Origin of the sequence: Couchioplanes caeruleus (assembly GCF_023499255.1) — a bacterium.
In the GTDB taxonomy this organism is placed as follows: Bacteria; Actinomycetota; Actinomycetes; order Mycobacteriales; family Micromonosporaceae; genus Actinoplanes; species Actinoplanes caeruleus_A.
Genome location: NZ_CP092183.1, coordinates 5,989,153 through 6,001,441, shown reverse-complemented (window position 1 = coordinate 6,001,441; position 12,289 = coordinate 5,989,153). Strand labels below are relative to the sequence as shown.

9 protein-coding genes are annotated in these 12,289 nt (G+C 73.8%); 4 read left to right on the top strand and 5 right to left on the bottom strand.

Translation table 11 applies throughout. From position 1 onward, the window contains the following. Positions 1 to 234: 234 nt before the first annotated feature. On the top strand, positions 235 to 774 hold the full coding sequence (locus COUCH_RS27790) for a hypothetical protein (protein ID WP_249608170.1): 540 nt from the start codon (positions 235 to 237) through the stop codon (positions 772 to 774). Here COUCH_RS27790 and COUCH_RS27785 read toward each other — a convergent pair. Beyond that, positions 771 to 1,358, bottom strand: coding sequence for a DUF4360 domain-containing protein (locus tag COUCH_RS27785; RefSeq protein WP_249608169.1), 588 nt, complete (start codon positions 1,356 to 1,358; stop codon positions 771 to 773). The genes COUCH_RS27790 and COUCH_RS27785 overlap by 4 nt on opposite strands. Before the next feature lie 169 nt (positions 1,359 to 1,527). On the opposite strand from COUCH_RS27785, the gene COUCH_RS27780 reads away from it, so the two are divergent. After that, positions 1,528 to 3,012, top strand: a complete 1,485-nt coding sequence (locus tag COUCH_RS27780) for a cellulase family glycosylhydrolase (protein ID WP_249608168.1) — start codon at positions 1,528 to 1,530, stop codon at positions 3,010 to 3,012. 37 nt (positions 3,013 to 3,049) lie between these two features. On the opposite strand, the gene COUCH_RS27775 is transcribed toward COUCH_RS27780, so the two are convergent. Beyond that, positions 3,050 to 3,829, bottom strand: a complete 780-nt coding sequence (locus COUCH_RS27775) for a class I SAM-dependent methyltransferase (protein WP_249608167.1) — start codon at positions 3,827 to 3,829, stop codon at positions 3,050 to 3,052. Between the two features lie 117 nt (positions 3,830 to 3,946). Here COUCH_RS27775 and COUCH_RS27770 point away from each other — a divergent pair, with 117 nt between their 5' ends. Continuing rightward, a complete protein-coding gene (locus COUCH_RS27770) occupies positions 3,947 to 4,264 on the top strand; it encodes a hypothetical protein (protein WP_249608166.1) in 318 nt (105 codons plus the stop codon). Between the two features lie 7 nt (positions 4,265 to 4,271). On the opposite strand, the gene COUCH_RS27765 is transcribed toward COUCH_RS27770, so the two are convergent. From COUCH_RS27765 to COUCH_RS27755, 3 genes are all read right to left on the bottom strand, one after another. Next, positions 4,272 to 7,103 (bottom strand): AfsR/SARP family transcriptional regulator, encoded by a 2,832-nt coding sequence (locus COUCH_RS27765; RefSeq protein WP_249608165.1) that lies wholly within the window; start codon positions 7,101 to 7,103, stop codon positions 4,272 to 4,274. 112 nt (positions 7,104 to 7,215) lie between these two features. Next, positions 7,216 to 7,674 carry a nitroreductase family deazaflavin-dependent oxidoreductase gene (locus COUCH_RS27760; protein ID WP_249608164.1) on the bottom strand — a complete coding sequence of 153 codons (459 nt, stop codon included), beginning with the start codon at positions 7,672 to 7,674 and terminating at the stop codon, positions 7,216 to 7,218. 25 nt (positions 7,675 to 7,699) lie between these two features. Further along, entirely contained in the window at positions 7,700 to 10,372 is a 2,673-nt protein-coding gene (locus tag COUCH_RS27755; protein WP_249608163.1) for a transglycosylase domain-containing protein, read from the bottom strand. 313 nt (positions 10,373 to 10,685) lie between these two features. On the opposite strand from COUCH_RS27755, the gene COUCH_RS27750 reads away from it, so the two are divergent. Then, positions 10,686 to 12,278, top strand: a complete 1,593-nt coding sequence (locus tag COUCH_RS27750; RefSeq protein ID WP_249608162.1) for a methyl-accepting chemotaxis protein — start codon at positions 10,686 to 10,688, stop codon at positions 12,276 to 12,278. Positions 12,279 to 12,289: the final 11 nt, after the last annotated feature.

The following is a 12,289-nucleotide window of genomic DNA, read 5'->3' as shown; positions in this document are numbered from 1 at the left end:
AGGCTGTCCGTGGCTGGTGGCCGGGTGTCGTCCAGTGCTGACACGGTGATCCTTCGCGTCGGGTGCGGCGGCCGGGGCCGCCGGTGCCCCACGGTGGCGCGGCACCCCACCAGGCTTGTCGATCGCACCCCCGGTTTCAGGTGCCCGAGGTCCCCAACCGGACGGGACCAACGTCCCGAATCGATCACCACGGCCCGGACTCCAGTACCGTCAGGACACCAGGGGGGATGAGCAGTGATCGATCTGGACCGGCCGGCTCCGGACCGCGTTCGACGCCGGCCCGCCACCGTGCGCGGGCTGGTCCCGGTCGTGGTGGGGTCGCTGGTGGCCGGCGTGCTGCTGGGCGGCGTCGCGACGTACGCCTGGCGGGTCCGGCCGTTGGTGGAGTCGGTGGAACAGGACAAGTCGAAGGTCTCGTTGGTGCTCTTCGCGGAGTCCGGCGCGCTCACCGTGGACGGGAAGCGGCGGCGGGTACGCCTCGACGCCCAGGTGACGGTCGTCAACGCCGGGCCGGGCATGGTCGACGTCCGAGCCGTGCGCGTCGACCAGCCGGGCGTCACCGTCCGCAGCCCCGAGCGGGAACGCCAGATCGGGCCGGGCACGGCGTTGCCGCTCGACGTGGTGGTCGACTGGGCCTGTGGCGCGGGACAATCCGGTTCTCTTGATGCCTCCGTCAGCGTGGAGCCGGAGGACGAGCAACCGCGTACCGTCTCGCCGGTAGCCCTCGACGCGACCACGTGGGTGGAGAGCACGCGCCCGGCTTGCGGCCGCTAGCAGGCTCGATAGGTGAGCCGGTACGTCTCGCCGACCGCGCCGTCGGTGGAGTCCATGGTGATGTAGCTGGTCGCCGCGTCGGCCCGGTCCGCCTGCGCGCGCAGTTCGGTGTCGATGTCCACCGTGCTCCCGCCGCAGGGGCTGAACATCGCCGGGCTGCCGGCCGGCTCGGTGACCTGCCAGGAGTCGTCGAGGCCGGCTGCGAACGCGTGCGTCGTGTACGCCGGCGCGCCCGCGCCCGTGAAGTGGTAGCGCGCCGACAGGGTCGCCGAGGCGCCGGCCTCGAGGTGCGCGAAGCCGCGGTGGTCGACGGCCGTGATCGCGTACGCCATGGTCCCCGGCACGCCGAGCCGTACGGTGATGCCGCAGGTGCGCCGCTGGTCCTTGGTCTTGCCGCCCGCGCCGGCCCGGGCGAGGTAGTCGCTGTAGATCACGGTGAAGGCCGTGCGGTCGGCCGAGAGCGCGACCGCGACGGTGTCCGGCCGGCAGCCGGAGCCGTTGACCTTCACCTTCTCGATCGTGACGCCGTCGCCGGCCGGCGCGGGCAGGGCGGCGAGAGCCATGATCATGAGGTGCGGGATCACGCGGTTTCCTTCCGGTCGTCCGGGTAGTGGCTCCGGACGCCCGTTTGGTTGCCCGGAGCCGCGAATTAAGGATGATTTCAGCTTGTTTTGCCTGCTCAGGGCGCATGTGGTTAGAGTCGCCGGCACCTGGGAGCGCTCCCGCGCCCGTACCCCTCGACGGAGTCCCCTCATGCGCAGAGTGAAACTGAAACTTCTCGTGGCCGGCGCGGTCGCCGCCGCCGTCTCGACGGTGGCGCTGATCGCCCTGCCGGCCTCCGCCGAGACCGCCGCGTTCACCGTGACGAACTCCTGGTCCACCGGCTACCAGGCGAGCGTGGTGGTCAAGAACGACACCTCCTCGACGCTCGACACCTGGCGGGTGCAGCTCACGCTGCCCGCTGGAACGACGATCGTCAATGCCTGGAACGCGACGCTGGCCACGTCGGGCAGCACCCACACGTTCACCCCGGCCGGGTGGAACGCCACCATCGCGGCGGGCGCCTCGACCGAGTTCGGGATGATCGTCAACGGCACCGGGCGGCCCACCGCCTGCACGGTGAACGACGCCACCTGCGGCATCACGACCGCGCCCGCCACGCCGTCGGCCACCACGCCCACGGCCGTACCCACCACGCCGTCGGCGCGGCCCACCACGGCGAGCCCGTCGCCGTCGCGGACCACCACGCCGACCACCACCCCGACCGCCACGCCGACCACCCCGCCGGCCGGCGGCACCGGCACGCCCGTCGGGATCAACGGGCAGCTGCGGGTCTGCGGCGTGCACCTGTGCAACCGGTACGACCGCCCGATCCAGTTGCGCGGCATGAGCACCCACGGCCTGCAGTGGTTCGCGAACTGCTACAACAACGCCTCCCTCGACGCGCTCGCCACCGACTGGCGCGCCGACCTGCTCCGCATCGCCATGTACGTGCAGGAGGGCGGCTACGAGACCGACCCGGCCGGCTTCACGAGCCGGGTCAACTCGCTCGTCGACCAGGCCGGGGCCCGCGGCATGTACGCCCTCATCGACTTCCACACGCTCACGCCCGGCGACCCCAACCTCAACCTGGACCGCGCCAAGACGTTCTTCGCCGCGGTGTCCGCGCGCAACGCCGCCAGGACCAACGTCATCTACGAGATCGCCAACGAGCCGAACGGTGTCTCCTGGTCCGGCATCAAGAGCTACGCCGAGCAGGTCATCCCGGTGATCCGGGCCAACGATCCGGACGCCGTGGTCATCGTCGGCACCCGGGGCTGGTCGTCGCTGGGCGTCTCCGACGGCGCGAGCTCCGCCGAGGTCGTCGCGAACCCGGTCCGCGCGAGCAACATCATGTACGCGTTCCACTTCTACGCGGCGTCGCACAAGGACAACTACCGCGCCGAACTGGAGAAGGCGGCCGGCACGCTGCCGATGTTCGTCACCGAGTTCGGCACGGTGAGCGCCAGCGGCGGCGGAGCGGTGGACACGGCCAGCACGACCGCGTGGCTCGACCTGCTCGATCGCCTGAAGATCAGCTACGCGAACTGGACGTACTCCGACGCCGGTGAGGGCAGCGCCGCGTTCCGGGCCGGCACCTGCGCCGCCGGCACGTACACCGGGACCGGCGTGCTCACCGAATCCGGCGCGCTGGTGCGCAACCGGATCCGTACCGCGGACGACTTCCCCACCTCCTGACCGCGGCGGCCCGCCGGCAACCGGGTGGATCCCCGGTTCACCCGGTCCGGCGGGCCACCCTCAGCTCGGTCAGGTAGCGCTTGACGACCCGGCCCCCGTGGTCGTCGACGAGCTGCGCGATGGCCGTCAGCAGCCCGGTGCGCCGCGGCTCCGGCAGCGCCCGGTGCCCGGAGTAGGTCAGCAGGAGATCCAGGTACTCCGCCGTCGAGTACGCCGCCTCCCACTCGTACCGATGGAAGACCGCGGGCTCGAACCGCCCGGACCGGGTCAGCTCGGCGTCGTCGCGCGGGATGTCGCGGGCGAACACCCTCCGCAGGCCCGGTGGCGTCGCCGGGTCGAACCGTTCGTACCGCTGCTGGATCTCGCCGTGGAACGCCTCGGTCCAGCTGCCGCCGGCTATGTGGTGGGTCGCCACCGTCGCCAGCACACCGCCGAGCCGCAACGCGTCCGCGGACTTCGTGACCCGTACGGCCGGGTCGACCCAGTGGAACGCCGTCGCGCAGAACACCACGTCGAACGGCTCTGCGGGCAGCGGCCAGTCCTCGAACGCGGCCGTCACCACCCGTACCGTGTCGAAGCCGGCGAGATTGCGCCGCGCCACGGCCGCCATGCGCGCGCCCAGCTCGACGGCCACGATGTCGTACCCCCGCTCGGCCAGCGGCACGGTGGCCTGGCCGGTGCCGCAGCCGACCTCCAGCACCCGCGCCCCGCGGGGCACCCCGGCGGCGGCCAGGTCATCGACCATCCGCGCCGGGTAGCCGGGCCGGATCCGGTCGTACCGCTCGGCGTCCTCGTCGAAGGTCTCGCGCAGCTCCACCGGGAAAGACTACGGGCGGACCGGCGGGTTCAACGCCTGCTCAACGTTCGCGCAACGGGTCGCGCCGATCGTCGTCGGTGTGCGGCAGACGGCCGCGAACCAGGGGGAGGGAACCCGATGTCCACGATCAAGCTGAACTCCTTGCACTGTGCCAAGCTGCAGGACTCCATCTCGGAGGACGAGATCGAGGTGCGGATCAACGGCGTGAAGGCCGCCGGCCCGTTCGGCGTCCACAAGAACGAGACCGTGCAGCTCGGCGGGATCAGCAAGACCTTCACCGGCAGCGTCAACGTGCAGCTCGTCGAGATCGACGCCAACAGCGCCGACGACAACCTCGGGCTGCACACCGTCGGTGCGAGCCCGGTCAAGAACAACACGCTGGAGTTCAAGGCCGCGGCGAAGGCGTTCTACACGCTGAACTACAGCGTCGACTGACCCGGGGTCAGGCGGCGGAACGGGCCGGGGGCTCGCCGCGGTGCAGCTTCGTCCGCACCGCGGCGGCCTCCGGGTGCCCGAGCTCGCTGAGCAGGGCCAGGCCGTTGCGCCAGGCGAGGCCGGCCGCGTCGGCGTCTCCGGCGGCGTCGTGGGCATCGCCGAGGCGGGCGTACGTGGCCCCCTGCCGGTAGCGGTCGCCGAGGTCGCCGAACAGGCCGGCGGCGCGGGCGTAGTGCACGGCTGCCTCGGCGTACCGGCCGAGCTGGTGGTGCGCGTAGCCGAGGCTGTCCAGGGTCAGGGCGACGCCGTGCCGGTTGCCGAGCCGCTCGTGCAGGGTGAGGGACTGGCCGCAGCAGGCGAGGGCCCGCTGCGGATCGCCGAGGTGGGCGTGGTGCCACCCGATGGCGTTGAGGGCCGCGGCCTGGCCCGCCCGGCTCCCGGCCGCCAGGTACAGGGCGAGCGACTGCCGGTCGTACGGCAGCGCGGCGGCGTGCCGGCCCTGCCGGGCGTGGACCCGCGCGAGACCGCGGTGGGCGTGCGCCTGACCGAGGAGGTCACCGAGCCCGGTGAACAGCTCCAGTGACCGCCGGAGGTGCTCCCGCGCCTCGCCGGGGCGCTCCAGCCAGACGTACGCCAGGGCCATCTCCCGGTGGGCGTGGGCCTGCCGCCACGGGTCGCCCAGCCGCCGGGCCGCCGCCAGGGCCGCGGCGTGGGCGGCGAGCCGGTCCTGCCAGTGCCCGCCCCGGTCCAGGTACGTGGTGAGCACCCACGCCAGCTGCCACACGCGGGCGGGCGAGCCGGCGTCCGCGGCGGCACGCAGGGCGGCGAGCAGGCCGGCGTGTTCCGCGGTGAACCACGCGAGCGCCGCGTCGTGGCCGGGGACCTGCTCCGGGGTGACGCCCGGGCCCGGCACGGCCGGCGCGACCACGTCCCGGTGCGGGGCGAGGAGCCGGTCGGCGGCCGCGGCGGTGTGCAGGTAGTGGTCGAGGACCCGGCGCACGGCGGCCCGCCGCCCGGCGTCGTCGCCGGTGACCTGCTCGGCCGCGAACAGCCGGACCAGGTCGTGCATCCGGTAGCGGCCCGGGGCCGGGGTCTGCACCAGATGGCCGGCGGTCAGCTCGCGCAGCAGCGCCCCGGCCCGGGCCGGTGGCACGCCGGCCAGGCTCGCGGCGGCCGGCAGGGTGAGGTCCGGCCCGGGGCAGTGGCCCATCAGGGCGAACAGCCGGCCGGCGGCGGGGGAGATCGCCCGGCAGGACGTGGACAGCACGGCGCGCAGGTTGACCGCCACCTCGCCGCCGTCCAGCGCGTCCAGGCGGGTGGCCGCCTCGTGCAGCTCGGCGGCGAGCGACGCCAGCGGCAGGGCCGGGTCCGAGGCGGCCCGGGCGGCCACGATGCTCAACGCCAGGGGCAGGCCCGCGCACCACCGCAGCAGCGCCGCCACCGCCGCGGGCTCCGCCGCCGTACGGGCCGCGCCGACCTGATCGGCGAGCAGCTGCCGCGCCTCCGCACCGGTCAGGACGTCGAGCGTCAGCGGGCGGGCCCCGTACGCGCTGAGCAACCCGAGCAGCCGCGACCGGCTCGTGATCAGCACGGTGGCCGGCGCCGACCCGGGCAGCAGCGGTACGACCTGGGCGGCGTCCCGCGCGTTGTCGAGCACGATCAGCATGCGCTTGCCGGCGACCAGGCTGCGGTAGAGCCCGGCCCGGGCCTGCGGGTCGGCCGGCATCGCGGAGGAGTCCACCCCGAGGGCCTCGAGGAACGCGCGGACCGCGGTGGCCGGCGGCACCGGTTCGCCGGCGGGGTCGTAGCCGCGCAGGTTCACGTAGAGCTGCCCGTCGGGGAAGCGGGCCGTGTTGTCGTGCGCCCACCGCAGCGCCAGCCAGGTCTTGCCGATGCCGCCGGCGCCGCCGATCGCGGAGATCACCACCGGCGCCGACCCGCCGGCCGGGGCCTGCATCGCCGCGTCGAGCTCGACCAGGGCCGCGGACCGGCCGGTGAAGCGCCACGGCGGCGCGGGCAGCTGGCGCGGCACCGGCCGGGGCGCGGGCCCCGGAGCCGCCGCCGTGCGCGGGCCCGTCGTGCGGGGACGGGCCGCCGCCTCCAGGGCCGGGTCGCCGGTGAGGACGCGCCGGTGGAGCGCCTGCAGCGGCGGGCCCGGGTCGGCACCGAGGGACTCGGCCAGCAGCCGGCGCATCCGCTGGTACGTCGCGAGCGCCTCGGCCTGCCGCCCGCAGCGGTACTGGGCCAGCATCACCTGGGCGCAGAGGCGTTCGTCGAGCGGGTGGTCGTCGGCGTACGCCGTCAGCTCCGGGAGCAGCTCACCGTGCCGTCCGGCGCGCAGGGCGGCGTCGTTGCGGTCGAGGACGGCAGCGCGCCGCCGGCTCAGCAGCCCTTCCCGGACGCCGGTCAGCCACGGGGTGTCCAGGGCGCCGAACGGCTCGCCGTGCCACAGGCCGAGCGCCTGCTCGAACAGCGCCACTGCGCCGTGGTCGTCCGCCGCGTCCCGGGCCTGCCCCAGCAGCACGCCGAACCGGTGCAGGTCCACGGTCATCGGGTCGGCCGTGCACGCGTACCCGCCGGGCCGGCGCACGATCTCGACGCCTGCGGCCGGCGCGAGGGCCCGCCGCAGCCGCGACAGATAGCTGCGCAGGACGCCGGGTGCGCGCTGCGGTAGCCGCTCGCCCCACACGCGGTCGAGGACCCGGTCGGCCGGCACGGCGCGGCCCGCGTCGACCAGCAGCGCCGCCAGGACACACCGCTGCCGGTCGTGGCCCAGGTCGAGGCGGCGGCCGTCCACGACCGCTTCCACCTCGCCCAGCAGGCGGAGCTGCACCGCCATCCGGCCTCCGCTCGACACCGCCGGCGACCAGCCGGCTGGTGCCCAGTGTGAGCGGCGTGGCAGCCGGGCCCAGCGGTGTGTCAGCGACCGGACGACCGGCCGCCGGGCCGCCCTACCGCGGGGTCAGCCGGAAGACCCGGGCGCCCGCCGCCCAGGCCCGGTGCAGGTCGGCGGGGTCCGGGTTGCCGCCGGCGTCGTAGCCGATGGCGTTGAACGCGCCGAAGCGGTGGTTGTCCCGCGCGATCACGGCGTAGTCGGCGACCACCGCGTCCTCGTCGCTGACCACGACGACGTCGGCCGGACGGCGCCTGCCCATGAAGCGCACCTCGATCGGCTCGCCGGTGCGCAGGTTGCGGCCCCAGCCGAACGGTGAGCCGACGAGCAGGGCGCCGTCGTGCCGTGTGTACGCGACCGGCACCGTGTACCGCTTACCGGTCTTCCGGCCCACCACGTACAGGATGATGAGGTTGCGGCCGATCAGGCGCGACACCAGCGGCACCCGGGACAGGCCCTGCACCAGCCGGTTGACGATGCCCTGCACCGGCAGGGTCCGGGGACGGTCGTCCGCCATGGTGACCTCCGTACGGTCGCTGCCCTCACCACCCAAGATAGCTGCGCGTCAGCGCGGCGACGTGCTCGACGACGTCGATGCCGGATTTCTGACCGGGGTGCCCGTGCGACATCACGGACACCGACACGTCGGTCCTGTCGCCGGAGATCCGGCCGGTGCTGTTGATGATCCAGCGGTTGTCCTCGGTGGACCGCGCCAGCCACCCGTTCTTCAGCGCCGTCCGCTCCCCGGCGAGCTGCGCGGCGCTGACGCCCCAGGTCTGGTCGGCGTTGACCGACGACATGAGCTGGAGGATCGCCTGCTGCGACTTCGCCGTCAGCGGGCTGTCCACGTCGGTGAGGGCGCCCACCATCCGGGTCTGGTCGTTCGCCGTGGTGCGGGTCAGGCCGAAGGAGGACGCCGGCTCGGTGTCGTGCAACCCGAGCCGGTCGCAGGCGTCGCGGAGCGCGTCGGGGCCGCCGATCGCCCGGTACACCGACTTCGCCGCGTCGTTGTCGCTGGCTTTGATCATCTTCGCGACCCGGGTCTTCTCGGCGCCGGTCAGGCCGCGGTTCGCGCCCTGCGCCTTGAGCAGCAGCGCGGCCAGCAGCTCCACCTTGATCACGCTGGCCGCCTCGAGCCGGGTGTCGCCGTGGTAGTCGTAGCGGTGCCCGGTGCGGTGGTCGACGACGGAGACGCTGAACTCCGGGACGGTGCGCGCATAGCGGTCGAGCACCGTCGTCAGGCGCTCGACCCGCTGCGCCCAGGAGCCCTTCGCCTTCGACCGGTCCACCTGGTCGCCGCGCTGCGGCCCGGGGAAGACGTAACCGGGGTACGCCTTGACCGTCGGCGGCAGGCGCTTTAGGTCGACCGTGTCGGGAGCGCCGACCATCCTCGCATCCGCCAGCTGCCGGGCCGGCTGGTCGCGCAGGGCGGCGGCCATGAAGGACCGCCAGATCCGGTACGGCATGCCGTCGCCGTTGATGGCCTTGCCGTTCTTCTGCCTGATGGGTCCGGGCTTCTCCCGGCCCACCCACGTCACCGCGGCCAGCGCCGGCGTCCACCCGGCGGTCCACGCGTCCGACGAGTCGGTGGTGTCGGCCCACTGCTGGGAACCCGTCTTCGCGGCGGCCGGCAGGTTCGGGATCGGGCCGTCGTGCTGCACCACCTCCGCGAGCACGGCTCCCACGTCCGCGGCCACGTCGTCGGACAGCACCCGCTTGGTCTTCTTGGCGTACCGGTGGAGGGTGGTGCCGTCCGCCGTGGTCACCGACTGGACGAAGTGCCGTTCCGCCCGGCGTCCGCCGCCGGCGAGCGTGGCGTAGAGGGTGGCCATGTCGGCCGGGGCGACGGGGTAGCGGCCCAGCGCGATGTCGGGCCGGGTCCTGCCGGGCGCCGGCTCGCCCTTGAGGTCGACGAGCGTCTGCTGGTCGCCGTACTTCTCGGGCACGCCCAGCCGGTGCGCCAGCCGGCGGACGGCGTCGGGCCCGATCTGTTCGGCGAGGGCGTAGAACGGCGTGTTGAGCGAGTGCACCATCGCGGTGTCGAGCGGGCAGATGGGGCACTGCAGGTTCTCCTGGTTGTACAGCGGCGCGCCGTTGCGGCTCTCGAACAGGCGCGGGGAGCTGCCGTTGTACATCGAGCGGAACCCGATGCCGCGCTCCTCGGCGGCGGCGAGCACGATCGGCTTGAACGTGGAGGCGGGGGGCCGGGCGGCCACCGCGTCGTCGAAGTAGCCGCGGCCGCGGTCCCCGCCGTAGTAGGCGCGTACCCCCCCGTCGGCCGGGTCGACCGCCACCAGCGCGGCGCGCAGCTCCTTGGGCTGGCCCTCGAGCTCCTTGCCGATGCCGTCGGTGGCGGCCTCCTGCGCGGTGGCGTCGATCGTGGTGAGCACGCGCAGGCCACCGGTACGGATCTGCTGCCGGCTGATGCCCGCCCGGGTGAGCTCGTCCTCGACCCGGTCCGCGATCAGCCCGGCCGGCCCGCTGACCGTGCTCGTGGTGACGGACTCCTTGGCCACGGCCGGGTACGGCGTGCTCCCGGCCGCACCCGCGTCGAGCCAGCCCTGCGCGGCCATCGACCGCAGCACCCAGCGCCACCGCTGCTGCGCCCACGTCGGGTCCACGGCCGGGTCGCCGCGGGTCGGGTCCTTGACCATGGCGGCGAGCACGGCGCCCTGGGCCACGGTCAGCCGGTCGACCGCCGTGCCGAAGTAGGCGCGGGCCGCCGCCTCGATGCCGTACGCGCCCCGGCCGAAGTAGATGGTGTTGAGGTACCGCTCGAGGATCTCGTCCTTGCTCCACCGGTGTTCGACCTTCAGCGCGAGCGCGGCCTCGCGGGTCTTGCGGCTGACCGTCCGTTCCTGCGTCAGGTACGCGTTGCGCACGTACTGCTGGGTGATCGTGGACGCGCCCTGGCCGCCGTCGTGGGCGATGTTGGTCCACAGCGCGCGTACCAGGCCGCGTACGGAGATGCCGAGGTGGTCGTAGAAGTCCCGGTCCTCGGCGGCCAGGAACGCCCGGCGCACGTGCAGGGGCACCCGGTCGAGGCTGACGTCCGTACGGTCGGCCAGCCCGATCCGCGCCAACACTGTGTGACCGTCCCGGTAGTAGAGCACCGAGGCCTGCGGCGGCGCCGGATCCGGGGGGAGGTCCACGCTCGCGACGTAGCCGGACGCCACCCCCGTGAGCACCAGGACCAGCACCGTCAGGGTCACCACGGACCTGCGCAGCCACCGCGGCAACCGCAGGTACCAGGCGGGTGCCCGGCGCCTGCGGTGCCGCCGCGGCGGGGGGTCGGCCGCTGGCGTGGGGGCTGTCTCGTCTGACACTGCGCGCGCTTCCGTCAATGCCATGCGGGCGATCAAACCCCGCGATTGTCAGGAAGTTGTTGAGTTACGCAAAAGGGGCAGCAGGCATCACAGAAAGTAGTCGGCGAAAGAGTCATCAGCCGGGCCGTGGCGCCGATGATGGTGACGACAACACCCGCGCTGTGCGAGGTAAGGGGAACACGTGGCCCGATTGACGTCTTGGGTGGCGGATCGATCCGTACGGGTCAAGGTGTTGGCCCCGGTCCTGCTCGCGACGGTCGGCATCGGGGCGGTGGCCTGGTCGGGCCTGGCCGGTCTGAGCGCGGAGGGGCAGCGTTCCAGCGACCTGTACGCGCACACCGCCCGCCCGCTGGCCGACCTGGTCACGCTGCGCGACATGCAGGGCGACTCGAGGGTCGAGGTGCGGGACGTGATCATCCTCGCGCCGGGCCCCGCGCAGGAGGACGTCATCTCCGGCATGAAACAGACCGACACGGACGCGGACGCTGCGATCGCCGCGTATGTGGCCGACCACGGCACGCTCGACGCCGGGCGCGCCGCGCTGATCGAGCAGGCCCGCACCGGACTGGGCGCATGGCGGCGGGCCCGGGACAACCAGCTGCTGCCCCTGGTGCGGACCGGGGACGCGGCGGGCGGCGCGGCCATGCTGGCGTCCGGCGGCGCCCTCGACGTTGCGAACGCCACCTTCGGAGACGCGCTGGACACCCTGGCCGAGGACGAGACGGCCCAGGGGGAGCGGACCAACGCCGCCGTTGCCGAGGCGCAGTCCCGGCAGCGCAGAATCATGCTGATCATCTCACTCGCCGTGGTCGCCGGCGCCGTGCTCGTCGGCCTGCTCGTGGCCCGCGCAGTGGTACGGCCGCTGCTGCGGGTGCGCGCGGTCCTCACCCAGATGGCCGACGGCGACCTCACCGGCGAGGCACACGTGACCAGCCGGGACGAGGTCGGTCAGATGGCGACCGCGCTGCTCACGGCGAACACGGCGCTGCGCCGCACGATCTCGACGATCGTCTCGTCGGCCCGCACCCTCGGCGACGCCGGGGACCGGCTCGCGGCCAGCAGCGCGGGCACCTCGGAGCGGGTCCGCGACTCGGCCACCCAGGCCACGGTCGTGGCCGGCGACGCGGAGACCGCCTCGCAGAGCATCACGACGGTCACTGCCGCGGCGGACGAGATGCGGTCCGCCATCGGCGAGATCGCCCGGCGCTCGGAGCAGGCCGCCCACGTCGCCCGCGACGCCGTCCAGGTCGTCACCGGTACCTCCGCCACCGTGGAGCAGCTCGGCCGTAGCTCCGCGGACATCGAGCAGGTGCTCAACGCGATCTCCTCCATCGCCGCGCAGACCAACCTGCTCGCGCTCAACGCGACCATCGAGGCGGCCCGGGCGGGCGATGCGGGCAAGGGGTTCGCGGTCGTCGCCGGCGAGGTCAAGGAGCTGGCGCAGCAGACGGCACAGGCCACCGAGGACATCGCCCGGCGGATCGGCGCCATCCAGGCGACCAGTGCCGAGGCCGGCGCGGCGATCGGCCGCATCGGCGAGGTGATCACCGAGATCAACGACCACCAGAGCGCGATCGCCGCGGCCGTCGAGCAGCAGACCGCCACCACCGGCGAGATGGGCCGCAACGTCGCCGAGGCGGCCGAGGCCAGCACCCGCATCGCCGCCACGGTCACCACCGTCGCGGCCGCCGCCCGGGAAGCCGAGGCCGAGGTCACCGGCTCGCAGCACGACATCGCCGCGGTGACCAGGTTGTCCACCGAGCTGCAGGACCTGATGAAGGGCTTCCGCCACTGAGCGCGCCCGCG